The sequence below is a fragment of the Pontibacter beigongshangensis genome (assembly GCF_014332515.1).
GTDB lineage: Bacteria > Bacteroidota > Bacteroidia > Cytophagales > Hymenobacteraceae > Pontibacter > Pontibacter beigongshangensis.
Genome location: NZ_VFSD01000006.1, coordinates 24,534 through 51,502, shown reverse-complemented (window position 1 = coordinate 51,502; position 26,969 = coordinate 24,534). Strand labels below are relative to the sequence as shown.

21 protein-coding genes are annotated in these 26,969 nt (G+C 51.4%); 9 read left to right on the top strand and 12 right to left on the bottom strand.

What is annotated here, in order from left to right; all coding sequences use genetic code 11:
• Positions 1-6 precede the first annotated feature (6 nt).
• The 3 genes from FJM74_RS07055 to ric form a co-directional block, all read right to left on the bottom strand.
• Positions 7-816: a DUF2249 domain-containing protein gene (locus FJM74_RS07055; RefSeq protein WP_187261884.1), complete on the bottom strand. Its 810-nt coding sequence runs from the start codon at positions 814-816 to the stop codon at positions 7-9.
• 5 nt (positions 817-821) lie between these two features.
• Positions 822-1,322 carry a hemerythrin domain-containing protein gene (locus FJM74_RS07050; RefSeq protein WP_187261883.1) on the bottom strand — a complete coding sequence of 167 codons (501 nt, stop codon included), beginning with the start codon at positions 1,320-1,322 and terminating at the stop codon, positions 822-824.
• A 314-nt stretch (positions 1,323-1,636) separates the two neighbouring features.
• Positions 1,637-2,596, bottom strand: a complete 960-nt coding sequence (gene ric / locus FJM74_RS07045) for an iron-sulfur cluster repair di-iron protein (protein WP_187261882.1) — start codon at positions 2,594-2,596, stop codon at positions 1,637-1,639.
• A 562-nt stretch (positions 2,597-3,158) separates the two neighbouring features.
• On the opposite strand from ric, the gene FJM74_RS07040 reads away from it, so the two are divergent.
• A complete protein-coding gene (locus FJM74_RS07040) occupies positions 3,159-6,449 on the top strand; it encodes a vitamin B12-dependent ribonucleotide reductase (protein WP_187261881.1) in 3,291 nt (1,096 codons plus the stop codon).
• 430 nt (positions 6,450-6,879) lie between these two features.
• Entirely contained in the window at positions 6,880-7,284 is a 405-nt protein-coding gene (locus FJM74_RS07035; RefSeq protein WP_187261880.1) for a group III truncated hemoglobin, read from the top strand.
• Positions 7,285-7,683: 399 nt separating this feature from the next.
• On the opposite strand, the gene FJM74_RS07030 is transcribed toward FJM74_RS07035, so the two are convergent.
• Together FJM74_RS07030 and FJM74_RS07025 are read right to left on the bottom strand one after the other, a co-directional pair.
• Entirely contained in the window at positions 7,684-8,973 is a 1,290-nt protein-coding gene (locus FJM74_RS07030) for a hypothetical protein (protein WP_187261879.1), read from the bottom strand.
• Positions 8,973-9,413 (bottom strand): hypothetical protein, encoded by a 441-nt coding sequence (locus FJM74_RS07025; protein ID WP_187261878.1) that lies wholly within the window; start codon positions 9,411-9,413, stop codon positions 8,973-8,975. Before FJM74_RS07025 ends, FJM74_RS07030 begins: the two co-directional genes overlap by 1 nt.
• Positions 9,414-9,841: 428 nt before the next feature.
• Between FJM74_RS07025 and FJM74_RS07020 the strand changes: the two genes are divergently transcribed.
• From FJM74_RS07020 to FJM74_RS07010, 3 genes are all read left to right on the top strand, one after another.
• Positions 9,842-11,656: a nitronate monooxygenase family protein gene (locus FJM74_RS07020; protein WP_187261877.1), complete on the top strand. Its 1,815-nt coding sequence runs from the start codon at positions 9,842-9,844 to the stop codon at positions 11,654-11,656.
• 4 nt (positions 11,657-11,660) lie between these two features.
• Positions 11,661-12,122, top strand: coding sequence for a 6-pyruvoyl trahydropterin synthase family protein (locus FJM74_RS07015; protein ID WP_187261876.1), 462 nt, complete (start codon positions 11,661-11,663; stop codon positions 12,120-12,122).
• A 702-nt stretch (positions 12,123-12,824) separates the two neighbouring features.
• Entirely contained in the window at positions 12,825-13,052 is a 228-nt protein-coding gene (locus tag FJM74_RS07010) for a hypothetical protein (protein ID WP_187261875.1), read from the top strand.
• A gap of 202 nt (positions 13,053-13,254) precedes the next feature.
• Here the strand turns inward: FJM74_RS07010 and FJM74_RS07005 are convergent, their stop codons facing one another.
• The 7 genes from FJM74_RS07005 to FJM74_RS06975 form a co-directional block, all read right to left on the bottom strand.
• The gene (locus FJM74_RS07005; RefSeq protein ID WP_187261874.1) at positions 13,255-14,022 is read right to left on the bottom strand and encodes an ABC transporter permease subunit; all 768 of its coding nucleotides are present in this window, start codon (positions 14,020-14,022) and stop codon (positions 13,255-13,257) included.
• Between the two features lie 3 nt (positions 14,023-14,025).
• Positions 14,026-14,733 carry an ABC transporter ATP-binding protein gene (locus FJM74_RS07000; RefSeq protein ID WP_187261873.1) on the bottom strand — a complete coding sequence of 236 codons (708 nt, stop codon included), beginning with the start codon at positions 14,731-14,733 and terminating at the stop codon, positions 14,026-14,028.
• A complete protein-coding gene (locus tag FJM74_RS06995; RefSeq protein ID WP_187261872.1) occupies positions 14,678-15,991 on the bottom strand; it encodes a nitrous oxide reductase family maturation protein NosD in 1,314 nt (437 codons plus the stop codon). The genes FJM74_RS07000 and FJM74_RS06995 overlap by 56 nt, the downstream gene beginning before the upstream one ends.
• On the bottom strand, positions 15,975-16,439 hold the full coding sequence (locus FJM74_RS06990) for a nitrous oxide reductase accessory protein NosL (RefSeq protein ID WP_187261871.1): 465 nt from the start codon (positions 16,437-16,439) through the stop codon (positions 15,975-15,977). Before FJM74_RS06990 ends, FJM74_RS06995 begins: the two co-directional genes overlap by 17 nt.
• A gap of 17 nt (positions 16,440-16,456) precedes the next feature.
• Positions 16,457-17,047, bottom strand: coding sequence for a hypothetical protein (locus tag FJM74_RS06985; RefSeq protein ID WP_187261870.1), 591 nt, complete (start codon positions 17,045-17,047; stop codon positions 16,457-16,459).
• A gap of 91 nt (positions 17,048-17,138) precedes the next feature.
• Positions 17,139-19,175 (bottom strand): Sec-dependent nitrous-oxide reductase, encoded by a 2,037-nt coding sequence (gene nosZ, locus FJM74_RS06980; RefSeq protein WP_187261869.1) that lies wholly within the window; start codon positions 19,173-19,175, stop codon positions 17,139-17,141.
• Positions 19,176-19,204: 29 nt separating this feature from the next.
• Positions 19,205-19,738: a c-type cytochrome gene (locus tag FJM74_RS06975; RefSeq protein WP_241738983.1), complete on the bottom strand. Its 534-nt coding sequence runs from the start codon at positions 19,736-19,738 to the stop codon at positions 19,205-19,207.
• A 1,215-nt stretch (positions 19,739-20,953) separates the two neighbouring features.
• Here FJM74_RS06975 and FJM74_RS06970 point away from each other — a divergent pair.
• From FJM74_RS06970 to pflA, 4 genes are all read left to right on the top strand, one after another.
• Complete coding sequence (locus tag FJM74_RS06970; protein ID WP_187261868.1) at positions 20,954-22,237, top strand: L-lactate MFS transporter; 1,284 nt, start codon at positions 20,954-20,956, stop codon at positions 22,235-22,237.
• Between the two features lie 109 nt (positions 22,238-22,346).
• On the top strand, positions 22,347-23,732 hold the full coding sequence (locus tag FJM74_RS06965) for a porin (protein ID WP_187261867.1): 1,386 nt from the start codon (positions 22,347-22,349) through the stop codon (positions 23,730-23,732).
• A 105-nt stretch (positions 23,733-23,837) separates the two neighbouring features.
• Positions 23,838-26,078, top strand: coding sequence for a formate C-acetyltransferase (gene pflB, locus FJM74_RS06960; protein ID WP_187261866.1), 2,241 nt, complete (start codon positions 23,838-23,840; stop codon positions 26,076-26,078).
• A gap of 81 nt (positions 26,079-26,159) precedes the next feature.
• Positions 26,160-26,951 (top strand): pyruvate formate-lyase-activating protein, encoded by a 792-nt coding sequence (gene pflA, locus FJM74_RS06955; protein ID WP_187261865.1) that lies wholly within the window; start codon positions 26,160-26,162, stop codon positions 26,949-26,951.
• Positions 26,952-26,969: the final 18 nt, after the last annotated feature.

Here is a 26,969-nt window from a genome sequence, read left to right as displayed (position 1 = left end):
CATGGTTTATCTGTAAATAAGTAAGTCTGTTTCGGCAGGGCTAATTTCTTTAATGGCTATCTGGAAGCCCCGCTCGGCCAGTTTCGGCAACAGGAACTGCGGCACCCGCCTGTGTTTTACATACAGGGCTTCGGTGGCAGGCAGTTGCTCCAGTTCAGTCAGAATAGTAACCATAGGCTGCGGCATCTCCAGGTGGCGCACATCTATTTTCCGGAGGTTACCGCCAAACCGGCTAAGTAAAAACTCAAAGTCTGAGGCGGTTCCGGTTGCAACAACAGGCTCTTCTGCCACCTCGCCCTGCAGCCAGAAATAGGTATAAACGAGTTTTTCCTCTTTTTGCTGCACAAAATGGTTGTAGCCTCTCTTTTTTAAAATAGAAAGCAGGGGCGTTGGCTCAAAGGTGTTAATGATCAGCAGGGTATGCTTTGGGTCCAGTTCTTCTATGGCCTTCATAATCTTTCGGAACGGGTCGTTGCCCGAAGCAATATCTTCCCGCACATCCAGCTCCACCAGGGGCTGGGCAGGCATATGAACCGGCACGGCAGGTTTGGCTACAGGCTGGCTTTCAGAAACGGCACTTGCTACTGCACCGGCTGCCACGGTAAACCCCAGCGGAAGAAGTTTCTCATAAAACTGCTCCACCCGGCAACCCCCAATGCGGGCGGCATCGGCTATGGTTACGCGCGAGGCCAGCACTTTCCGCAGTAAGGGGTTGCGAAGTTTCTCAAAATGGCTGCTGATAGAGGCAATCGCTTCGATAGAAGCCGGGTTCTCTTTTATCAGTGTCGAGATTCGGGTGGTGGGGGCAATAATCATGTAGCTTATTTCCTGTTTTTATCTATCCAGAATTCTGGCGTGTAATCATCAATTCTTGGTCTGTGTTTGTGTTCCAGCAGCTTGCAGGCAAGTTCCAGGTCATCGGAGTGCACCACTGCCTGCAGGTAAGGGAACAGTTCGCGCTCCTCCCACCGGATATGATCTACCAGGTCCTGCTCCAGCACCCGGAAGAGGTCTTTGTTCATCGGGCTGCCGTCGGCTACCAGGTCCACAAGCACTTTCAACAGCCTGTGCTCCTCTTCCAGCCGCACTCTTGCCAGATCTCTTTTCGGAACCAGTCTTTTCAGCAACCACTCTTCCTCCTCGCAGTGTGCCTTTAATATGTTATCCCAGAAAAAGCGCACGTAGGCACGCATAACTTCCAGGTCGGCTCCGAGTTTCAGCCCCTGCCGGATCTTCCAGCAGAAAAGAAGTCCGAAGTGATGCTCACGGGAAAGTGGCACTAAATTTTTATCGCGTTTCTGGGGTTTAACTATATTTTTCATGGCATTTGGCTTAATTATTTCTTAACACAAGTACCGCAAATGCTGCCAGAGTTCTTAGAAGTAAAGTCATCGAGAAAAGTGCTTTACATCATCTTTAAAGGAATGAGCATTTTTTGAATGGTGAATGAGTGACGGAATGAGTCGAAAAAATTTCAAGAACCCTGGTCTACTGTGCCTGTTGTCTCTTGCTGATGCATAAAAGCCATGGGGCAGATAATTTAGGGCCATTTTCAAATCTTCAAATTCTCAAATTTACAAATCACAAATTCATTCACTCATTCAAAAAATTACTCATTCATTCAAAATCCAAAAATCTACTCTACAACTTCTTTCTCCAGCTCCAGGGCTTTCGGGAACAGCACGTTGTTTTCCAGGTGGATGTGGCGGAACAGGTCGTCTTCAAACTCCTGCAGCGCTTTAAAGGCTACGGTGTAGGTAGCGCAGGCATCTGCCGGCAAGGTAAAGTTGTTGCTCAGCTCTCTTATTTTCTCGAGCTCTCCTCCGGCATTCTCATGCTCCATTTCCATCATATTAATCGGGTTTTGGATAGAACCGAAACCGGCAGGCGCTATTTTAACACCTTTCTGCTTGGCCTCGTCCAGCTGCTTAATGTAAGGGAACAGCACACGCTCCTCTTTCGGCATATGCGACTCCAGCTCGTTGGCCACATTGGTAAAGTGCTTCACAATCTCGATCAGCTCCGGATGGCGCTCGCCATGTACCCGCGCAATTTTGGTGGTGTACTCATACAGCGCCGGAATAGTCTCGCGCACATAGGTGTGGTGCATGTTCACAATATAATCGGCCAGGAAGGATGGAGTCCAGTTCTCGTATTCTGCCTGACGCTTGGTTTCTTTCTCGTCGGTGGCGCGCAGCTCCTGCTCCACGGCATCCTGGCTGATGCCTTTCTCCTCGCACACCTGGGCGACAGACTTTTTACCGCCGCAGCAGAAGTCGATGCCGAATTTTTTAAACACCTGGGCCTTGCGGTAATCTTTTGCCACAAGCTCACCCACTGTTTCGCCTTCCACCGGCGTCAGTTTCGAAATTTTCACTTCCCAGATCTCCGGCCCCTGCAACAGGTATTCCCACTTAAATATGTTGCCACGCTCGCCCATCAGCTGGTAGTACAAAGGTTTAGGGTCGTGGTCGTTGTGAATAATAAAAGCTTCGCCACCTTTCAGTTTGTCGAATCGCTCAAAAATAGTAGGGTGCTTAAACCGTGGCTCTATGATAGTTACATTCAGCACTTCAAGATTTTGCGTAGTTGCCATTTCTTATTTTTTTAATGATGATTAAGTTGATTTGATGATGTAAAGGTAAAAAGATGGATCGAAAATAAAAGACATCTAGGTCTTTTATTAAAATGATCTTCGTCATTATTTTATTCCGGAATAAACAGCAGTTTTGAACCACTTATTGGTGAGTGAGTGAATAAGAGAAGGGGCGGGCCCGACCAGGCCCACCCTGCTGCTCCTGCCGGCTCTTTCCCCAATTATTCTAATGAAAAAGGCCCTCCGGAGGCATTGCAGCCCTTGCAGCTTACCAGATGCCAGTTTGCAGATGTTAGACTCCTTTATAGGCATCAGGAGGTTTGGCAGGTAAAAGTCGGAAGATGGACGGTAGGAGTGGCTGGCTATCATGCTCTGCCTCGTCTGCTCCTTTACTGCCCTTCCATCTTCCTGATTTTTAAAATCTACAAACAATAGTGAACAAGCAGTAGCCAAATTATTTGAATGAAAATGCCCCTCCGGAGCAAAAACTGCCACCGGTGCCTTGGGCCTCCGCCCTACCCGGGCTATCCTGATTGAAAAAGAACTTCATTAAAGCTTATCTATGAAAGAAAATAAAACGAGAGGCAAAGGCCTGACCTTCTCCCGACTCTTTACCAGGCAAAGCACCAGTGCTTACGACATGTTCGACTATGAACTGCGCTCCTCTACCATCCGGAACCCGGAAGGAGATGTGGTGGCAGAAATAAACAATGTGGAGGCGCCGGCGCAATGGTCGCAGATAGCTACCGATATTCTGGCCCAGAAGTACCTGCGCAGAGCCGGTGTGCCCCAACCCGACGGCAGCACAGGTGCAGAAACATCGGTAAAGCAGGTGGTGCACCGCATGGTAAACTGCTGGCAGCAATGGGGCAGCCGCTACGGCTACTTCAGGTCGGAGCAGGACGGGCAGGTATTTTACGACGAGCTGGTGTACATGCTGCTGGGCCAGTACACAGCCCCCAACTCCCCCCAATGGTTCAACACGGGCCTGCATGCCTCGTATGGCATTGCAGGCAAGGCGCAGGGCCACTTTTATGTAGACCCCGAAACCGAAGAACTTAAAGAGTCTACCTCGGCTTTTGAGCGGCCGCAGCCGCATGCCTGCTTTATCCTGTCCGTAAAAGACGACCTGGCAGGCAAAGGTGGCGTGATGGACCTGCTGGTGCAGGAGGCCCGCATCTTTAAATATGGCTCCGGGGTGGGCACCAACTTCTCCTCTGTGCGGGGCAAAAACGAGCCGCTCACGGGCGGTGGCTCCTCCTCCGGCCTCATGTCTTTCCTGAAAGTGAGCGACCGGGCTGCCGGGGCCATCAAATCGGGGGGCACCACACGCCGCGCTGCCAAAATGGTGAGCCTCGACCTGGACCATCCGGAGATCGAAGAATTCATTAACTGGAAAAAAGACGAGGAGAAAAAAGTAGCTGCGCTGATTGCCGCCGGCTACGCCTCCGATTACGAGGGAGAAGCCTACCAAACAGTATCGGGCCAGAACTCCAACAACTCGGTGCGGGTGCCCAACACTTTTTTTGAGGCCCTGCATGCCAATGGCAACTGGAACCTGAAAGCCCGCACAGACGGAAGCGTGCTTCGGTCGGTGCCCGCCCGAAAGCTGTGGCAGCAGGTAGCCGATGCCGCCTGGGCCTGTGCAGACCCAGGCGTGCAGTTCGACACCACGATCAACGACTGGCACACCTCGCCGGCAGAAGGAAAAATAAACGGCTCCAACCCCTGCTCCGAGTACATGTTCCTCGACGATACCGCCTGCAACCTGGCCTCGCTCAACCTGTTCAGGTTCTTCGACCAGGAGAAACAGGAGTTCGATGTGGCCGCCTTTGAGCACGCCTGCCGCCTCTGGACCGTGGTGCTGGAGATTTCGGTGCTGATGGCGCAATTTCCGTCGGAGGCAGTGGCGCAACGCTCGTACGACTACCGCACCATCGGGCTGGGCTATGCCAACCTCGGTGCCCTGCTCATGATACAGGGGCTGCCCTACGACAGTGCCCAGGCACGTGCCATGGCCGCCGGCATTACCTCGCTCATGACCGGAACAGCCTACAGAACATCCGCAGAACTGGCCGCTGCCATGGGAGCTTTTGCCAAGTACAAGCCAAACCGCCAGGCCATGTTGCGCGTGATCCGCAACCACCGCTATGCCACTTATAACCAGCGGGACAAATACGAAGCGCTTAGCATAAAACCGCAGGGGCTGGACCAGGACCTTTGCCCCGGCTACCTGCTGCAGGCCGCACAACGCGCCTGGGATGAGGCGCTGGCACAGGGCGAGCAGCATGGCTACCGCAATGCCCAGGCCACTGTTATCGCCCCAACCGGCACCATCGGTCTGCTCATGGATTGCGACACCACCGGTGTGGAACCAGATTACGCCCTCGTGAAATACAAGAAGCTGTCTGGAGGAGGCTATTTCAAGATCATTAACCAGTCTATTCCGGCGGCGCTGCAGAAGCTGGGCTATAGCCAGGAGCAGGTGCAGGCCATCGTGAACTATGCCAAAGGGCACCTCACCTTTACAGATGCCCCACACCTTAACCAGAAAAGCTTGCAGAGCCTGGGCCTGCTGCCCGATGAACTGGAAAAACTAGAGGCCGCATTGCCTACCGCCTACGATGTAAGCAACCTATTCAGTGCCTATACACTGGGCGAGGCTTGCCTGCAACGCCTTGGCTTTTCGGCTGCTCAGTACCAGCGCCCGGATTTCAGTTTGCTGCAGGCGCTCGGTTTCAGCCACAAACAGATCGAAGAAGCCAACGACTACATCTGCGGCACCATGACCGTGGAGGGCGCCCCTTACCTGAAAGAGGAGCATTACCCGGTGTTCGACTGCGCCAACCGCTGCGGCAGCAAAGGTGTGCGTTTTATCAAAGCTTCCGGGCACATCCACATGATGGCCGCTGTGCAGCCTTTTATCTCTGGAGCCATCTCCAAAACCATAAACCTGCCCAACGAGGCCACCGTGGAAGAAGTAGCGCATTGCTATGAACTGTCGTGGGAACTGGGGCTGAAGGCCTGCTCGCTTTACCGCGACGGCAGCAAACTCTCCCAGCCGCTCTCCTCCAAAAGCAGCCAGTCTGACAAAGAAGACGAAGTGGCAGAAAAAGAGGCAGTAACAGAGAAAGCAGCAGACGTTAAGTTTAATTCGGAACAAGTATTGCAGGCCGCCAAAACCATCCTCGCAGAATCGGCCAACGACGTATTTCGTCAGCAGTTGGCGCGTATGGTTGAGCGCCGCAAGTTGCCGGACAAGCGCAACGGGTTTACCCAGAAGGCGAAGATCGACGGCCACACCGTTTACATTAGAACAGGCGAGTACCCGGACGGAACGGTTGGGGAAGTTTTTATCGACATGTACAAGGAAGGCGCCTCGTTCCGGTCTATCCTGAACTGCTTTGCTATTGCCGTTTCGCTTGGGTTGCAGTATGGCGTGCCGCTGGAGGAGTTCGTGAACCGCTTTACCTTTACCCGTTTTGAGCCGGCCGGCCGCGTGGAGCACCCGAACATAAAATCGGCTACCTCGGTGCTGGATTACCTGTTCAAGTTGCTGGGCTACGAATACCTGAACCGCACCGACCTGGTGCACGTGCAGCGGGAAGAACCTGTAACCGAGCCCGAAGCACCTGCTGCCCCACCAGCCGAAGCCAAGCCTGCGCCAGCCACCAACGGAAAGGCCTATAAAGTGGCAAGCCAGAGCCGCACCGTGTTAATGGAGCAAACCCAGCAGGTACTGGCCAGTATGATGGGCGATGCGCCGGCCTGCAACGTTTGCGGCCACATTACCATCCGCTCCGGCACCTGCTACAAGTGCCTGAACTGCGGCAACAGCCTGGGGTGCAGCTAGAGTCTTCTTTTTCAGAATTTGAAAATTTGGAGATTTGGAGATGTAGAAATATGAGCAGCAGCAGTAGCAGCGCTTCCGGAGGGCCAATTTCATTAGAATAATTTGGTTTGGCTCAAACCTCGCAGTGTGCGCAGCTCCTGCGAGTGTTTCTTTTGGGAGAGCTGCTACTCTTCCCTCAGACTCTCGCAGGAGCTGCACACACTGCGAGAGTCTGGCTGCTCTTATTCATATTTTTACATGTCGTAAAGCCTGGTTCACACAAAGCAGGTTAGAAATCCCTCCGGAGGATTCGTCATACAAACCATTATTCTTTGCGCCCTTGGCGGCTTTCCTTTGCTCCTCCGGCATTTAGTTAAACTGCCGGGGAAGCGAAGGAAAGCGCAGGGGATGCAAAGTTTTACGTATACACAAAATAAAACAGATGGAAGCCATGACAGAAAAGAACCCGGAAAGCAGAGACATTTACAGTTTAGAAGACATTAAGGAACTGGTAGACATCTTCTACACAAGAGTACGGCAGGACAAGTTGCTGGGCCCTGTATTTGACGAGAAGATCGGGGATAACTGGGCAAGGCACCTGGATACGATGTACCGGTTCTGGCAAACCGTGCTGCTCGATGAACGCACCTACCAGGGCAGCCCGGGCACCAAACACATCAGGTTACCGGTGGGCGACGAGCACTTCGAGCGCTGGCTCCGCATCTTTAACAAGACGGTAGACGAGCTATTTACCGGTGAAAAAGCAGCAGAGGCCAAGTGGCGTGCTGAGAAAATGGCCGAAATGTTTGCCCACAAAATCGCCTATTTCAAAAATAACCGGGGAGCCATTCTATAGTCAGCTACACAACTTACCGGAACATGTTTCACCTTTTATACTCATTATAAAAATGTAGTGATACGTGCGTCGTTTCTCTCATGGTGATGCCAAGAATAGTTCCGGAAAGTTAAGTCGCAGTCTACATAGCGAACCTAAGTACATACGCTACAATACAGCTCACCTGGAGCCGGGGCGGCATCAGGAGCGGCAAAGAACTCCGGAGGTCATTTTTTATTTGAATAATTCATCAGATCTGACCTCCTTCCTCACCACAGGTTAGTGCTGATCCAACTTTATTGGCAGAAAATTTACGTGGCGGCACAGGAATTTCAAATCGGCCAGGAGCTGCGGAAAAGCAGTCACGAGCGAGGACGCTCGCGCCACCATAATTTCAAATTTCTAATTTTTATTTTCTGATCAGTCTGTCTTTTGGCAGGATCGCCCTAGACCTTTCTGGCTGAAGAAGACCAGCAGCAGGCCTGCTGGCATGCCGATGCTCATCAGAAACATGATCAGGTTAAAGTCTGGTAGCGCCGGCAACTGCAGCCATAGCAGGGTGCCCTGCAGAAACAAGAGCGCCTCGGTTATCAGGAAAAACAGAAGAAGCAAACTTAGTCCAAGCTTTGCATACCGGCCTAGCCTGTACAGCTTCTGGTGCAGGAAAAAGCCCAGCATAAAAACAGAGGCAAACCCCAGCAGGCTCAGGTGCAGGTAGCCAATAATAAAATAGCGCACCTGGTAAGCCAGATCGGCCACTGCCGGGAAAGCAGAGGCCATTTGCATAACAAGCTTTACTGACAGGCAGAAGAGCGCCAGCCCGAACAGACCTCTAACCCAGGTCGAAAAATGGTGCAAGAGCTCACCCCTTATGTCCCACAGCAGCTTCAGGAACAGCACCAGGGCGAACACCTGCAGCGCTGCAGCGGCCCCTCCAACCCAGTACCAGACAGCCGCAGGCTTCGTCCACAAGAAAGACAGCACCACGGCAGGCACACAGGCTACTCCCAGGAGCCAGAGCATACGCGTTGCCTGCACCTGGCTATACGGGATCCGTTTCTGATCGAGCAACCAGAAAAACAGCCCGAGCACCGCAAAGGCAAACCAGCCATTGTACTGGAAATGCAGGTAGAAATAAATGGCCGAGAAATAAAGCTCACTGCCTGTTCCGCCGGTAGCCATAATTGGCCCCATGGCCCAGGGGCCGATGCTCGACAACACCATGAACAGCAAACTCAGGCCAATAAACCGCAGCGATATGCTGTGCTTCTGCCAGAGATTATTATCGTGCCGTACATGCTTCCAGAAGCTCCAGGCGAACCAGTAGCTTACCAGGATATGCAGCGTGGAGAACGTGATGGAAAAGAGGGCATAGCCCTGCACCGGAAAGCTCAGCAGCATACCGTTCACGGCTAGTAGCGTAACCAGGAACTGCCATTTAAACAACTTCCGCTGCTTAACAGTACTCGGGGGGTAAGCGTAGAGCAGCGCCGCAAAAAGGGCACAGTAAAGCCAGCCCAACAGAGCCACATGGGAGTGGGCATGCAAAAAATACTTGTAGTTTAATCCTTCAACAGGATGTACTACCTGCCAGCGCAGCAGCAGCCCCAGCGCCCCTACCAGCACAAAATAGCCCAGGGCTACCCGTGCCCGCACCAGCGTGCCATGCCACTGCTCTTTACGCCTGACGAGGGCCTTTATCCTATACATTATTTAAAATAAGTGTTATACAATTCCAACTGCGCAGAAATGCGGTCGCGGGCGGCAAGCGCCTCTTTCAGCTCTTTTGCCTCCAGCTGTTCTACATCCTCCACCAATGGGGTAAGGTAGGCATGCAGCATGCTATGAGCGGGTCCATCCATGGTGCAGGTGGCAAATATATTTTTCAGCTCTCCCTGAAGCGTTTTGCTTAGCACCAGGTTGGCTTCCGGCGTGTTTATGTCAGGTTGCAGCATATGCACCTGCACCAGCCGCTGCATGGCACGTATGTTCTGGTTGGTTGCCAAATCTGCCTGCCAGCGATCTCCCAGGTTCAGAGTCAGGTCAGCTTTTACGGTGTGCACTATTTCGCGATGCAGGTCAGGCTCTGGGCGGTGTGTGCAGGAAAAAGTTAGTACAGCAATAAGCAAAAGGACACATATAGCTTTCATGAGGTCGATACATTTAGGTTGAACATCTTCTGAACACCGTTAGGGTCACTGGCTACCTGCTGACATTCTTCTTCCTGTTTAGCAGTGTTGCCCCACCTGTTTCAGCATGCAATATTAGCCCTAAGAACATCGCCCTCCAATGACCTAAGTCAGTCATTTACAGCCCACTTCCCCATTTTATCCCGGGCCGTGAGCAGCAGGATATGGAATATGACCGATGTCATATTTTCAACTGACGCTACTCATACCAGCCACTATATATCTGCCTTACCTTGCAACTGTTTAAAGACTGGACCTGCGTTCCGGGCAGGGTGCTTTTCTTTTTTTACAGGCACTGTTTCAGGCCGGAAACTCCAGTTGGCACACGATCGAAAAATAAGCAGACTTACTAAACATCATCAACTATTTTAAGTAAAACGCACAAACCAATGTTACATACCTCTCCGCACGATTTCCACATTCCAGTTATGGGGCTGTCCTTCTCAGTAGACTCTCCTCTTAAAGTAGCCCGTTTTGGCATTTCTTCGGTGCTCTCGCTGAGCGACGACGCCTTGCTTGAACAGATGCGATCTTACTATAGCCAGCAGTATAAGTTGCCTTATACGCCCATCACCGATAAAGAAGAAGATTACAGAGCACGCCGCATTACGGCCTGCCTCGATCTGGTGGATCAGGTGGTAAAAATACAGATGGAGGAACTGCGGCAGGAGGAGTTTACGCCAGACAGCCAGATTACAAAATACTTTGCCTTACTGCCCGAAAGCTCTCCGCTCAAAGCGCTGTACCGGCAAATGGAGCAAACCAGTTTTCCGTGGTTGCAGAAAATGCTGCAGGAGGAGCTGCGCACCGCCCTGGTGCCGGGCTGTATCGACGTGAACATAATGACCAAGCTCGATCGCGCCAACTACAACAAAAACGGTGAGCTGCTACCCCAGGAATACTCTGATGCACTGGCGGCTCTGCGCGGCTTTGCCAACAGCACCGTAAAGTCTTCTGTGGTTTTTTCGGCAGGCATGAACATGCGCCTGTTTGCCTACATAGATCAGTTTCCGTGCTTCCTGCCCAACACGGCGGGTGTGTTCCAGAAAAAAATCATCATAAAAGTAAGCGATTACCGGTCTGCCATGGTGCAGGGCAAGATTCTGGCAAAAAAAGGATTATGGGTGTCTGAATTCCGCATCGAGTCGGGGCTGAACTGTGGCGGCCATGCCTTTGCCACCGATGGCTACCTGATAGGGCCTATACTGGAGGAGTTTAAGCAAAACCGGGAGGCGCTGCGCATGGAGCTTTACAGCCTGTTCAGCTCAGCCATGGCCAGCAAAGGCCTGCATGTTCCCATAGAGATACCTGCGCAGAAAATAACGGTGCAGGGCGGTATCGGCACAGCCCAGGAGCACAACTTCCTGCTGGAGCATTATGGCATGGACGCAACTGGCTGGGGTACTCCCTTCCTGCTGGTGCCGGAGGCGACTACGGTAGATGAAGAAACACTGCAGCAGCTGGTAAACGCCAGACAAGAAGACCTGTACCTGAGCCCGATCTCCCCGCTTGGCGTGCCTTTTAATGCCTTGCGCAACACCTCAAGTGAGCAACTGAAAAATTTCAGGATAGACCGTGGCAAGCCGGGCAGCCCCTGCATTAAGAAGCACCTGGTGTCGAACACCGAGTTTACAGACGAACCCATCTGCACGGCCTCGCGCAAATACCAGCGCCGCAAACTGGAGCAGCTGCAGGCCCAAGACCTGGCGCCAGAGGTATACCAGGCCGAGGAGCAGAAGGTGCTGGCCAAGGAATGCCTCTGCGACGGGCTGGCAAATTCGGGCACGCAGGTTTTCACCGACAGCAAGAAGGCCGCAGTAAAAGCTGTTACCATTTGCCCCGGCCCTAACCTGGCTTATTTCTCTGGGGTGTTCAAACTGCAGGAAATGGTAGACCATATTTATGGAAGATTTAACGCGCTCAATAAAAGCCACCGCCCCCACATGTTCATTAACGAGCTGAAAATGTATGTGGACTACTGGAAGAACAAGAAAACTGAGCAGCTGGAAACGCTGACCGATAAGCAATACAAATACCTGCAGAACTTCTGGGACAATCTGCAGCAGGGCATCCAGTACTATAAAGAAAAGTTGCCGGAACTTTACAAGGAGGAACTGGAGCGGCGCGTGATCATGCTCGATGAATTATTGGAAGCAGAAAACCAGTTAATACTGGCACGTTTAGAAAAAGTACCAGCTGTTTAAAAAGATGAGTCTAACCAGAAGCAAGATCAGACTGACCCGCCTCTTCACGTTTGAGGCGGCCCATATGTTGCAAAATTATGACGGCGCCTGCCGCAACATTCACGGGCACTCCTACAAACTGGAGGTCACCATCATCGGCACCCCTGTATTTGATGCGCAGCATCCCAAATATGGCATGGTGATGGACTTCGATGACCTGAAATCGGTTGTGCAGGAAAGCCTGCTGAATGCCGTGGATCATGCGCTGCTGCTGCGGGAGGATAGTCCGCCAGAGTTGGTGCAGACGTTACAGCGGCTGCACCATAAACTGGTGCTTACGCCCTACCAGCCCACCTGCGAAAAAATGCTGCTCGACTTTAAATCAAAGCTCCGGAACTACCTGCCCGTATACGTAGAACTCCACAGCCTGAAGCTCTGGGAAACCCAGAACTCCTTTGCCGAGTGGTACGCATCTGACGAGTTGTAGGCAACACATTACGACCAGCGGTAAGCAAGCAAACGGCCTTGTCAGGAAACATCGTTTACCTGGCAAGGCCGTTTGCTGTTTCATACGTTATATATTAAATCGCATTTCGTCTCTTCCATACGTTCACCCTCCCTCTCCCATCTTGTCCTCCTGTCAAAGATCTTGTGGGCGAGAGGCTAAGGCAAGGGCTACTGGCATTTTTTCTGATTCGATGCACCTGGCAACCTCATCTGCCCTGTAGCTGCGGTAGGTTTTCACAATGCACCTCAAGCCAGGGGCTGGGATTTATTCGATAGTCAGGACTGATGCCAGGCAATGGTAAGCGAAACTGGTAATGGCTAACTCTATCGATACCCCAGAATAGATGATAGACAGCAACTTGTTTCACCTTTTGTACAGCTAATTAAATGGGATGATACGTGTATCGTTTTTCTCAAGGTGATGCTATGTATGGTTCCGGAAAGTGAAGTCACCGGCTATAGGCACGCAATTAATTCTACTGGAGTATCATCTATTGCCTTTCTGCAGGTAATTATTTGAATGAAACCGGCCCTTCAGAGGCACTTATCGCTGCTGCTGGCGCTGCTGACATAGGAGCTGCCCTTTATGCTGATTAATAGGTTTGTCTGTTAGATTCGGACCTAAAGTCGTAACCAACTGCCTGCAGGAGCGTTTTATAAAACTGGTACTAAAAAGACGCATATGAAACAGCTACTATTTTTATTGCTGGCCACCTTTGCCTTTGCCTGCGGAAATTCTGACGGCAACCGCACCGACACAAACCGGGAGGCCACCACAACCGATGAAAACGTGGAGATAGGGTCTGGAAACGAGATCAATCCGCAGCTGGAGCTGGAGTCGGATACCAGCAGTGCCCTGGAAGTGGATACAGTTACCTCAGCCGGAGCCATAGACCAGCGCAGAGACTAAACCTTTCTCCCAGGACTGAAGGGCACGCACCTGGCCGCGCAACTCTGGCCGGGGCAAATTATGCTAATCAAAACAGCCCTCCGGCAGCTTTGCTGCAGCAATGGGGCCTTTGCAGAAATTGTCCGATACCTGAAAAAAACAAGAGCAGGCGCCCCTTCGTGGTTCCTGCTCTTGTTAAAAAAATCAGCCTTTGCCTGCGTTCTTACAAATCCCGTTTCGAGAATATCCGCCTGGAGCCCAGCACTGGCAGCAACACCCACAGGAGCAGCAACCCAAACGACAGCATCACGCCCCAGCCACTCCCAAAAATACTTTTGTACAAGGCACCGGTGTAGCCCATGAGCGCCGACACATCGAGGTTCAGTAGCACTACGATCCTGCCCAGATCTATGGGGTTAAGGGCAGTCAGCACCAGGGTGGCATACTCGAGCGGGTAATCACCGAAGGTGTAGAGGATAAACAGCACGATACCGTCATAAATCAGGGCGAAGTAAAACCACAACAGCAAGGCAATGCCGATGCCTTTGGCCTTGTCGCGGGTAATCACGGAGGCCAGGAAGGCCATCGCCACGAATATGAAAGTGATAAAAACGCCTGTCAGCACCAGGTACAGACCGGTGGCACTGGCATTGAACAGTAGCACCGGCACCCCCACCCCGATCAGGAAAGCAGCCGAAAGCGACAGGGCCACTCCCAGGTACTCGCTCATCAGTATTTTTGTGCGGTTGATCGGCTGCGCCACCAGCAGCTCTATAAACTCATAAGAGTTGTAGAAATGTGTGGTGCCGAACACAATGCTGATAAGCGGCACCGTAAGCAGCACCAGGTTCAGCAGGCTGAGCAAGCCTTTGTCGGGGCTGCCGCCCAGGTTAAACAGCCCCACCGAGAGCAGCAGCAGAAACAGCGTGTAGGCAATTACGATTTTGCTCCTTACGATGTCGTAGAGCACATATTTTATGATCTTGCTCATGGTTTAGTCCTCCTCATTCATAATTTTGGCAATGGCCCGGCTCAGGCGCTCCTCGTTTGTCTGCTGCTTCAGGCCGGTGATAGTTTCGTGGAACTTCACCTTTCCGTCCATCAGGCACAGCACCTCATCGGCTACTTCCTCTATCTCGCTCATAATATGGGAGGTGATCATAATCAGCTTGCCGTTCTTTTTCTCTTTCAGGATTTTGCATTTCAGGATCTCGGCCGAGATGGGGTCCAGGCCGGCGGTGGGCTCATCGAGTATAAGCACTTTGGGGTTGAACAGAAAGGCCAGGGCAGCGCTTACCTTCTGCTTGTTGCCGCCCGACAGGGCGCCCATGCGCTTGTTGTACATCTCCTGCAGCCCATACAGGCCAATCAGTTCCTCGTCCACCTCCTTCACATCCAGGCGTATGTCGCGGATCATCTCGATCACCTGGCGCACTTTCATGTTTTCGGGGTAGCGGCCAATCTGCGGCATGTAGCCTATCTGACTGCGGTAGGCATGCTTGTTCAGCACACTATCGCCATTCATCAGAATATCCCCGCTATCGGGCAGCACCATGCCGAGTATGCATTTACTCATGGTGGTTTTGCCTGCTCCGTTCGGGCCAATAATAGATACAACTTTGCCTACGTCCAGGGCTACGCTCACATTATTGAGCACCTGTAGCTTCCCGTAGGACTTGTACAAATTTTCTATCTTTATCATGATCGATTTTCTTCATCAAGGGGTATTCATCAATAAGCTGGTCGGGAATGATGCTGGGCAGCACTTTTTCCATGCTGTCCAGCAGGTCGACCATAAAGCTGCGCATCATCATCACGGCGGGCGGCACCTTTTCCACCAGCATGGAGTACAGGCTTACGGGCCGGTAAGGCACATCGCCAACCTGGTCCTTGTTCAGGTCATAGCCGGTGTATTTTTCCCAGTAGTTGTTCTCGAAGTAGTTCTGGCGGGAGTTGCCGTTGGTGCTCACATCAAAGGAGTTTCCCGTAAAATTGTTGAGCCGGAACGTGTCTGCGTAACAGGTCGTCATTAGCTTAATCGCCCAGCCGTTGCGGTCAAAATCGTTGTTCTTGATGTCCAGCCGGCTGGAGCTTTCCATATAGATGCCGGTAGTGTTGCGCCGGAACGTGTTGTTAAAGATCTTGCTGTCTCTTATCTCTTTCAGGAGCAGGCCATAAGAGGCCGCGCCCCAGTTGTCGTCGAAGGTGTTGTGCTCCATACGCACATTCTGGGTATACATCACGGCCACGCCTGCCCCATTTTGCCGGAAGGTGTTGTGCGTGTAGGTGTTGCCATCGGAGAACATAAAGTGCAGGCCGTAGCGCATGTTCTGGTGGCTCATGTTCTCGTGCACCTTGCTGTTCTTTACCACCTCCAGGTAGATGCCGTCGCGGTGCCCCTGCACATCATTGCCATTTATCTCCACATCGTCGGTATGATATAAATGGATGGCGTTGCCCAGCGATGATTCTGTTCTGCCCTTGTTCTCCCCTTTCACCACGTTGCCTGTTATTTCGATGTTGCTTGAGTATTGCAGGTACACACCGAAATAAGTGTTCAGGATGGTGTTGTTAAGAATTCTGATATTGCTTCGCTGCCTTGCCCGGATGGCGGCATCGTCTTGCCTGTAGCTGGTGGCCACATTCTGAAGCGTGAAGCCCTGTATGGTTACGTTATCGGCAGTAATGGTAATTAATTGCCCTGTAAAGTTGCCATCGATCACGGGGTTGTTCTGCCCGATCAGGGTAAGGGGTTTGGTTATTTCAATGCCGGACTCCTGATACAGCCCGCCAGCCACCAGCACCGTGTCGCCGGCGCCGGCCTGCTGCACGGCCTGCTTCACAGAGGTGTAGGCGCACGACTTGCATACCCTGAGTGTTTTAGCCGAAGCTTCGGCCCCCAGGAGCAGCAAGCTTAGCACACAGATGATCCGGACACAATAGTTACTTAAATTTATCATTGTTTTTTACCGCTAAAAGTACCTGCTCCCAGTTGAGCACCCGCCCGCCATGTTCCTGCTGCATTTCATTGGCAGTAGCCTCGTTGCTTAGGGCGGTCAGGTTCATTCCCATAGGGCTTGGCAGGGCTTCGCTTTGCAGAAAGTAGGCATCTGCGGCATTAATCAGCTCATTTGGCTTAGTATAATCGGTTACCATCAGAAAGGCTGCTTTCTGCCCCTGCTCCGGCTGTTCATTCACGTAGGCGGCCAGGCACTCGGCCGAGTCGAAAAAGAAAGGCTTTCCTTTATCGTTTACAAGTTCTGCCCCATACCTGTTGTCTGAAACCGTCATGCTGCAGTGCGCGCAACTGGCCTCGCCATAGGCGATCGGTTTCGGCTCTACCTGGCAACCTGCCAGCAGGCACAGCAATACAAACAAACTACTTCCATATAAGGCTAGCTTTTCCATTACAGTGTATTTTAGTTTTATCGTTTTACAGTGTATAATTCAACTTTGCGGCTAAAGAAGTATACGAGTCCTGCTATTACAACAGCAAGAAGAATTCCGAGGCTTCCCCAGGCAGGCAAAGATAAGGCATGAAAGTTTAGCAGTTGCTTGGAACCCAGCAAAGGCGGAATATAGGTCATGCCGGGTACCTTTATCGGTGCTTCGGGGTTGAGGTTGGTACCGAACTTGTGCAGCCACAAATAAAAGTCCGTAATACCCACGGCGCCGGCAATCATCAGGGCTATAACCCAGTAAAGCACCAGGCGTGGCTTGCCGATAAAGGCTATGATAACTCCGGCTACCATAAAGGCTATAACGATGTAGGGCATTATTTTGAGTTCCGCAAAAGACTCGGCATGTATTGGTTCCATGCCGATATAGTGGTTCAGGATATTAAAGTTCTGGAGCACACTCTCAGAACTGCCCGCCAGTTTGTTTACCCAGATATGCAGTTCCAGGCCTTCAGGGTATTGCGGGGCCTCCAGGTATATTTTCCACATCGGGAAAAGAAACAGCAGGCCCAAGGATAGGGAGGCTACTAGCATCAGTAGCTTATGGTAAGCTTTCATCCTTTAAAAGTTTTAAGGTGAAAAAGTATAAAATAACAGCGGAGGTTGCCTTAGGGGCATCCTCCGCTATTTTATTCCGTTTCAGGGCGTGTTAATCAACGCTGGCTGTTGCGGGAGGAACCGGTTTTTTCTCCCCGGTAGAGAACTTGATCGGAACGTTTGACCCTCTTGGGGACACCCTTACATATCCCTGCATTTCCTGGTGAAGGGCAGAGCAGAAGTCAGTGCAATAAAATGGATAGATACCGGCCTGCTTAGGCACCCACCTCAGCGATTGGGTGGCGCCCGGCATAATCAGGGTTTCGGCGTTATTGGCTCCCATTATGGCAAATCCGTGCGGCACGTCCCAGTCCTGCTCCAGGTTGGTTACATGGAAGATCACGGTGTCGCCAACCTGTATGCCTTCAATGTTATCCGGGGTAAAGTGGCTTCGGATAGAGGTCATGTTCACCTTCACTTTCCTGCCAGCGCGAGTCACACTAACGTCTTTCTCGTTTTTAACTGCTTCAGGATGCGTGTTCTGATCCAGCTTATAGAATTTCACGCTGTTCGGCGCTACCAGGTCTGCCCGGATGGCCTGCGCATAGTGCGGCTCCGCCAGGGTCGGGAAGTCGAGAAGCATTTTCATCTTATCACCGCTGATGTCTATCAGTTGGGCAGAGTGCAGCAACTCGGGACCGGTAGGCAGGTAGCGGTCTTTGGTGATCTTGTTCATCACCACCATATACTTGCCGTAGGGATCTTTGGTGTCGCCGCCCGGGATCATTAGGTGGCCCGGTGAGTAGTAAACATCCATTCTGTCTTTTACCTGGAAGTCTTCTAGGCTCCATTTCACTACCTCAGAAGAAACGAACATGGTAGAGTAGGCAAAGCCTTTGCCGTCGAACTCGGTGTGCAACGGACCCAGGCCCGGCTCTTTCACTTCAGCGTGCAGCACAGACTCATATTTGAATACCGGAATGCCATTTACCTCGCCATCAAATTCCTTGTTCTCGATGGCTTTTTGCATTTTAGAGAAAGAGAACACCGGCAGAGAAGACGCCAGCTTGCCGTTTACCACCATGTACTCACCAGTTGGATCTACGTCGATGCCGTGTGGCGACTTAGGCGCCGGAATCAGGTACATCATGCCCGGGCACTCTTCCGGCAGCAGGTAACGCACCGATTTTTTCACGGTAGATTTAGCCTGATGAGATCCATGATCCAGGGTATTGTGGTAGTAGTTTGCCGGCATCTCATGCGTTTTGCCTTCGGCGGCATACTTAGCGGCCAGTTTCCAGTTTACAGCGGCCAGGTAGTCACGATCGTTCTGGGAGGCTCCCAGTTCTTTCAGGGTACCGGCTTTCTCTGTGTTGTAGGTTGTAAAAAACACCCAGTCGTTAGAGGGCCCTTTGCCCCCGTTGGCAAGGTCATAGTCGAAGCCCGGCACCAGTATCTGGAAGTCCAGCTCCATGTGGCCATCATCTTCGTTTGTTTTGATGAAAGAGATAGACCCTCTGAACTTGTCTTTATAATCTACCAGGCTCTCGTCTGCAATGCCACCTTTTTCCAGGTCGAGCGGTACGCTAAAGCGGGTACCGGCCAGGATATACTCGTTGTTGTTGGTTGGGTAGGGCGAGCAGTGGTTACCGGCAGAGTTCGGGATCTCCATGATCTCCACGGTTTCAAAAGTCGTTAAGTCCACTTTTGCCACACGCGGGGTGTTGTTGCCGTTTACGTAGAGGAACTTGCCGTCAGCCATGCCATCTGTTCGAGAGAGCTTCGGGTGGTGCAGGTCATCCCAGGGCACAAAGCCGTGCGATGTCATCAGCATGGGCTTGGTTTCCTCGTTGTAGCCGTAGCCGTTCTCCGCAAACTGGGTGAACACCGGTATAACTTTTAGTAATCTGCCTGACGGAATACCGTAAACCGATACCTGCCCGTTGAAACCGCCTGACAGGAAAGAATACAGTTCATCGTGCTGGCCGGGGGCCACGTATACTGCTTTGGCAGCATCAGCATCTACGGCACCATCTTTGGCATTACCGCCGGTGCTGTTGCAGCTCTGCAGCACAGTACCGGCCGCCAAGGCCATCACCAGGGTTGCTGTAGGGGCTACTCTTTTTAATTGGTTGATTAGCGTATCCATAAAAAGGAAGGGTTTATTTATATTGTCAATTAGCTGTTCTGATCGTTCTGTCTCAGATATTCCAGAATCGCTCTGGCATCCTGCTCGTCTACGTCCTGGTTTACCATCTGAATAAGGTGCTCGGCAAACAGTTTTTTAGCAACCGGATCTTTTTTAGTCATCTCCTCGGGGTTCACGATCATGTTCATGATCCACTCCGGCTTGCGGCGCTCTGTTACGCCGGCCATGCCAGGGCCAACCACTTTCTGGTCGCTCAGCTGGTGACATGCCGTACATTTGGCGTCGAATATGGTTTTGCCTTCCGTAGCAAGCGCTTCATCAATTCCCTCCCCTATTTCAACTGTTTTTACAGGACCTACTCCTTTTCCATCGTCTTCGGCAGGCGATTCAGGGGTGTTGTGGGCTAGTCCTGATACGTCTTCGTTTCCGGCATTGCTCTCGCTGTCGCCGGAGGAGCAACTAACCAGCATTCCGCCACAGAGAAGCGCTATAACGCTCATACGCAAGGGTTTGAACAAAGAGATTTTAAGCATGGTCGTGATTTGTTGGTTTGGTCTTTTCATTACAGTTAATTTTGTGTGTAAGGATTATTCATATGGTTTATAAAGCTTCTACGGTTCAAAGGTAGCTTGGATTTAAATAACGATAAAAGACCTGCATCTCTTTTATTTATGATCCTGGTCATTTTATGATATACATCACCTTTCTTACAGCGCCATTTGCTGCACTTTTATAGGGTCTGGGGAGCTTGGCGGTTCGGGGATAAGCAGGTCCTGCAAAGTATTCCCGGAACTGGCCGGCCGCACCAAATTTTTCTGAAAGCTACGGCAATATAAGCATCTGTCCTATACAACCTGTTATGCCTCTTTTTGATGGTTGATGGATGCAAACATAAGCAGCCAACTCGCATCAGTGCTCTGAACAAGAAATTAGACCACTTACTTTTCGAGCTCCGGAGGGCCTATTTCATTCAAATAATTGCTGTGAGGCAGCTGCACTGCCAGCTAGTTTAGCGGCAAAGTAGCAATAAACCGGCGATAAACCTGCAAAAAAATTCCAGAAGGCCTGCCCTACCTGAAGCACTGCCACCAATAGGTACCGCAGTTGCCTCCCGCACAGCGCTCTTTTCAGGAGAGCAATACCAGGGTACTTCGCCGGAGCAGGAATATCTTAAACCTGCTTCCCGAACTTAGCCTAGCTTTGCTCATTTCCTTTTTTACCAGGGTGCAAAGGTGTGCCGCTGCTTTTCAAAAAACACTTTCCTGGTATGGGTAACTGCCTGCCTTACAGTAATTATTTGAATGAAAAGGTACCTCCGGAGCACCTTACTGCTGAAGCCTTACCCGGTCGTTTCAGGAAAAACAGTCTGCGAACCTTAACTAACATTCATTTGCAATTTAATAACCTACGGTTTTATCTAATAAAAACTTTTCATTAATCCTGCTTTTTCCTTCCAAAATATACTATCCAAAAATGACAAATACACCTATTCTGAATGATCAGCATCATGTTTTCTATGGTGTTCAGGTTGTTCCTTTGTACTGTTACCTGAATGAAAAGCAGCGAGGCGGCAAGCATCTATTAGCTTAACCAGAAAAGCCCCCCTGTTGATTTCGTGCTTAAGAAGAAGGTCGTAGCCTGCTGGAGCGGGACCCGGACAATCAGACAAGGGGCCTGCCGGAGAAACGGTATTAGTGATAGCATGACATTCATACATTCCGGCATATAACACCACTTTATAACCAGCCAGTAGGATACATCATTAATTAACGCACGTTATGACAAAAGTGAAAAACAGGTGGCTTATTGCCGCCTCTGCCGTTGGCATCCATATCTCGATCGGGTCAGTTTACGCCTGGAGCGTGTACACCAAACCACTGATCGAGCAGTTTGGATGGGGCCTGAAAGAAACTCAGTTCACGTTTAGCATCGCCATCTTTTTCCTGGGTCTGTCGGCCGCCTTTCTGGGCCATTACCTAGAGAAACACGGCCCCAGAAAATCCGGGCTGCTGGCAGCCATCTTCTTTGGCATAGGCATTGCCGGCTCAGGTCTGGCCATTAAGCTGGAGTCGATTTACCTGCTTTACCTGTTCTATGGCGTGTTTGGCGGTATTGGCCTGGGTGTAGGTTACATTACCCCGGTATCGTCGCTGGTAAAGTGGTTCCCCGACCGGCGTGGCCTCGCTACCGGTCTGGCCATTATGGGTTTCGGCTTTGCCGCGCTTATCAGCAGCCCTTTAATTGTGTATCTGCTGTCAGCAGTGGGCATCGCGAACACCTTCTTTATCATGGGCTCCGTGTTCTTCCTCGTGATTTTCGGTTCTTCCCGCTACCTCTCTGCTCCTCCTAAGGGTTGGGCGCCGGCAGGCTTCCAGGCAAACCTGGCAGGAGGCACCAAAAAAGTTGCAGAAGACCTCTCGCAGCTTACCGCCAACGAGGCTGTAAAAACCAAAAGGTTCTGGTACCTGTGGATCATGCTGTTCATCAACATTACCTGCGGCATTGCCATTATTTCGGTTGCCTCGCCCATGGCACAGGAGTATGCAGGCTTATCGGCCATAGCAGCTGCCACCATGGTGGGTATTATGGGCTTGTTTAATGGTGGGGGCCGCATTGGCTGGGCATCGTTCTCCGACTACATCGGCCGTCCGAACATGTTCACCATCTTCTTCAGCATCCAGATTGTAGCGTACTTCCTATTGCCCGGCATTACCAATGCCTTCCTGTTCCAGGCCGTGATCTTCCTGATCCTGTCCTGCTACGGCGGTGGATTTGCCACCATACCAGCCTACATCGGCGATATGTTCGGAACCAAGCAGCTGGGCGCTATCCACGGGTATATTCTGACGGCCTGGGCCGCAGCCGGTGTGGCTGGTCCGCTGTTCGCCGCCTGGACCCGCACCGTATCCAACAACTACAACTTTACGCTCTATTTCTTTGCAGGACTGTTGGTGGTGGCGCTCACTGTTTCTTTCCTTATCCGCGCAGAAATTAATAAGCTGCGGGCGCAGAAAGCGCAGGAAGCTGAAAAACGGAGTCCCGAACTGGTACTTGTGAGCTAAGCAAGGGGCCTCGCTAAATTAGAAATTAGTAATTCAAAATTAGGAATATTAAGAAGGGCTAGCGATTCCGGCTCCAGATCATTAACCATAACAAAAAGCAACCACTCCTATGAAACTCCTCAAACTTTGGGCGCTTGTGCTGCTAAGCATGTTTACCACTACCTGGGCTGGCGCGCAGGGGGCGGCAGACTATGGCTCAGGGCTGAAGATTAACCTGAACGAGGAAGGGTCTAAATATGTGCGGTTTATTTTCTGGAGCCAGATATGGGCAAAGAGCACGCAGAACAACCCTGGCACCCTGATCGGCAACGAACCCACAGACCACTCATTTGACATAGGTGCCCGCCGGGTACGCACCATTGCTTATGCGCAGCTTTCGCCAAGATATCTTATCTTTACGCATCTGGGCATCAACAACCAGACCTTCATAAACGGGGGCGCCAACGGTACGACAGGAACAGGGGGATTTGGAGCAGGCAAGAAACCGCAGATTTTCTTTCATGATGTGTGGAACGAATATGCCATTATTCCTGCCAAGAACCCGCTCACCGGAGAGGCTAATAAATACACCTTGTATGCCGGAGCCGGGCTGCATTACTGGTTAGGCATCTCGCGGATGACCTCGGCGAGCACGCTCAACTTTCTGATGGTAGATGCCCCGATCTTTAACTGGCCAACCCTGGAAATGTCGGATCAGTTTATAAGGCAATATGGCTTGTATGCCAAAGGCGCCCTGGGCAGGTTGCACTACCAGGGGCACATCAACAAGCCCTTCGCCACCAATCTACAGCCCATAGCCGATGGCCCCGCCGTAGACAACAATGGCAACCCGAAAGCATCTTTCGGTGGGTATGCCGACTTTCAGTTGTTTGACCAGGAAGCCAACGTGCTGCCCTTCAGGGTGGGCACTTATATGGGGAGCAAGAAAGTGCTCAACATTGGGGCTGGTTTCTACAGCAACCGGGATGGCACCAGAAACCTGAGCGCTACAGGTGTTACCAATAAGCACGACATCAATATACTGTCGATGGATGTGTTTGCAGACCTGCCCGTTGGACCAGGATCGAAGAACATGGCGGTAACCACTTACAGTGTGCTGTACAACTACGACTTTGGCCCCAACTACATGCGCACCACGGGCATCATGAACACGGGCGTCGCTAATCCGGCCTTTGAAGGTCTGCGAGCACAGGAAGGAGCCGGCAACGCGCGCTTCTCGTTCGGAACAGGCAACGTATGGTATACGCAGGCAGGCTTGCTGCTCCCCAAAGATTTTTGCAGCAAAGTAAGAGTGCAGCCTGTGGCGGCCTACACGCTCAAAAACCTGGAAGCATTAGACGAGACAGGTCATTTTTATGACATCGGGGCAAACTTTTTCCTGGATGCGCACCACGCCAAAATCACGGTGCAACACTCCAGCCGGCCCCTGTATTACAACAACACAGTATCAGACAGAGCCGGAGAATGGATAGTGCAATTCCAGGTTTATCTGTAAATTAGATGCAAGACTCCCATGTACTGCCAGCCTTTGCCAGCAGTTGATCACAATACCGAAACAAACCTTACCATACTACTACAGACTCAATTAAACCAATTAGTTATGAGCGCTTTAACAGAAGAGTACCGCGTTTCTTTCGTGAAGGGCAACTGGAACGATCGCATTGATGTAAAAGATTTTGTCCGGAAAAATGTGACGCCTTACGAAGGTGATGCATCTTTCCTGGCAGGAGCTACAGAACGTACCAAAGAGCTTTGGCAGCTTTGCCTGCTGGCCATGAAGGAAGAACGTGAGAGAGGCGGCTGCAGAGCGATTGATACAGAAAAAATCTCCAGCATTACCAGCCACGGTCCTGGCTATATCGCGCAGGAACTGGAGGTAGTGGTGGGCTTACAAACAGATGAGCTCCTGAAACGAGCCATGAAGCCATTCGGTGGCATCAGGGTAGTAGAGGGCGCCGTGGCCGAACGGGGTCAGGAAGTGGCCGAGCATGTTAAAAATGTTTTCAAATACACCAAAGATCATAACAGCGCCGTTTTCTCCGCCTACGATCCCGAAATAAAAGAATTCCGCTCTAAAGGCATCCTCACCGGCCTGCCCGACAACTATGCCCGTGGCCGGATAATAGGTGACTATCGCCGCCTGGCCCTGTATGGCTTAAATAAACTGATAGCCGCAAAAGAAGCTGACAAACTAGCCATAGACGGCGAGATGGACGAGCACAAAATTCGTTTGCGCGAAGAGTTGTTTGATCAGATAGTTGCCCTGCACGACCTGAAAAAACTCGGTAACCTGTATAACCTTAATCTGGGCCGACCTGCAGAAAATGCCCGGGAGGCTGTGCAGTGGGTATATATGGCCTACCTGGCTGCCGTAAAAGAGCAGGATGGTGCCGCCATGTCGCTGGGTAACGTCTCCACTTTCCTCGACATCTATTTTGAGAAAGACCTGGAAGCAGGCCTTCTTACAGAAGAAGAAGCGCAGGAACTGATAGACCAGTTTGTGATGAAGCTGCGTGTGGTGCGCCACCTGCGCCCCGGCGCTTACGACGAGATTTTTGGCGGCGACCCTACCTGGGTGACTGAAGCGATTGGCGGGCAGTTTGAAGACGGCAGAACCAAAGTAACCAAAACTTCTTTCCGCTTCCTGCAGACCCTGTACAACATCGGTCCGTCACCGGAGCCTAACCTGACGGTGCTGTGGTCCAACGCCCTGCCCGAAGGTTTCAAAAACTTCTGCGCCCAGGTTTCTATCGACACCTCGTCTATTCAGTACGAAAACGACGACCTGATGCGCACAGTACGTGGCTCCGACGACTACGGCATTGCCTGCTGCGTGTCTTACCAGGAAATTGGCAAACGCATCCAGTTCTTCGGTGCCCGCACCAACTTGCCAAAAACATTGCTGATGGCCCTGAACGGCGGTCGTGAAGAGAACAGCGGCGCACAGATCCTAAAAGGAATTCCGGCTCTGACAAGCGACGAGCTGAACTATGATGAGGTAATGGCGAACTTTAAACTCACCATGAGAGAGGTGGCCCGGGTTTACGCCAAAACCATGAACATCATCCATTACATGCACGATAAGTATTATTACGAGAAAGCCCAGTTCGCTTTCTTGGATACTGACCCGGGCATAGACATGGCGTACGGTGCAGCCGGCATCTCTATTATTGCCGACTCACTGTCTGCCATTAAATACGCCAACGTTAAAGCCATCCGCAACGAGGAAGGCCTGACGGTAGACTTCAGAACAGAAGGAGAGTATCCTAAATTCGGTAACGACGATGACCGTGTAGATGCCATTGCACAAGAGGTGAGCGCCTTCTTCTTCTCAGAGCTGGCCAGCCACAAGTGCTACAAAAATGCGGTGCCGACCATGTCGCTGCTCACCATTACGTCTAACGTGATGTACGGCAAAAAAACAGGCACCACGCCAGACGGACGTAAGGCTGGCGAGGCCTTTGCACCAGGTGCCAACCCGATGCATGGACGCGACACACACGGCGCTGTTGCCTCGCTGAACTCTGTAGCCAAGCTGGATTACAGATACGCCCAGGACGGTATTTCCAACACCTTCTCCATTGTGCCGAAGTCGCTGGCTACTACCCGTGAGGAGCAGGTCGAAAACCTGGTAACGCTGCTGGACGGATACTTCCTGAAAAATGCACATCACCTGAATGTGAACGTGCTCAACCGCGACACCCTGCTGGATGCGTATAACCATCCTGAAAACTATCCGCAGCTGACCATACGGGTCTCCGGATATGCGGTAAACTTTACCCGTCTGTCTAAAGATCACCAGTTAGAGGTGATTGCACGGACCTTCCATGAAAGAATGTAGTATCATAGTTGAGGTATATTTATGTGGAGGAAGAGGGTCTTGCCCTCTTTTTCCTTTTCTCACCTATCTAAAAAAAGAGTTATGAAAACATATGATGCCCTGTTACAACCAGTAGAAAAGCCGCTGCATACCGAAGTGGAAGCAGACCAGCTGAATGTTCATTCCATCGAGACCTTTGGCACACACGATGGCCCCGGCATCCGGATGGTGATATTTACGCAGGGCTGTCAGTTCAAGTGCCTGTACTGCGCCAACCCCGATACCATTGCACTGAAAGGCGGTTACTGGTTGGATGTGGAGGAAATCGTGCAGAAAGCCATCAGCCAGAAACCATACTTTGGCAAAAAAGGTGGGGTAACGGTATCTGGCGGAGAGCCGCTCCTGCACCGGAAAGTGCTGAAAAAGTTGTTCCAACGCTTGCACGAAGAAGGCATAAACACCGCCCTCGATTCTAATGGCAGGTTGATAGACCAACAGACGAAAGAGCTGCTGGCCGAAACCGATGTATTGCTGCTGGATGTAAAACATATCAATGACGACTGGCATCACAGGCTCACCGGCAAATCGAACTTCAATACGCTGAAGGTGGCCGACTACCGCGAGTCTACCGGCAAACGCATGTGGCTGCGCTACGTGCTGGTGCCGGGCTGGTCTGATCAGGAAGAATACCTGCATGAGCTGGGGCAGCGGTTCAAAGATTTTACCACCATCGAAAAAATTGAGATTCAGCCTTACCATAAAATGGGCGTACACAAGTGGGAGGCGTTGGGCATGGAGTACGGGCTGCATGGCGTAGAACCTCCAACCCAGGCCCTCCTGGATAAAACTGTTGCTATTTTTAAACAATACTTCAGAGAGGTAAAGGTCAATTAACGACGTGGGCGTAATACC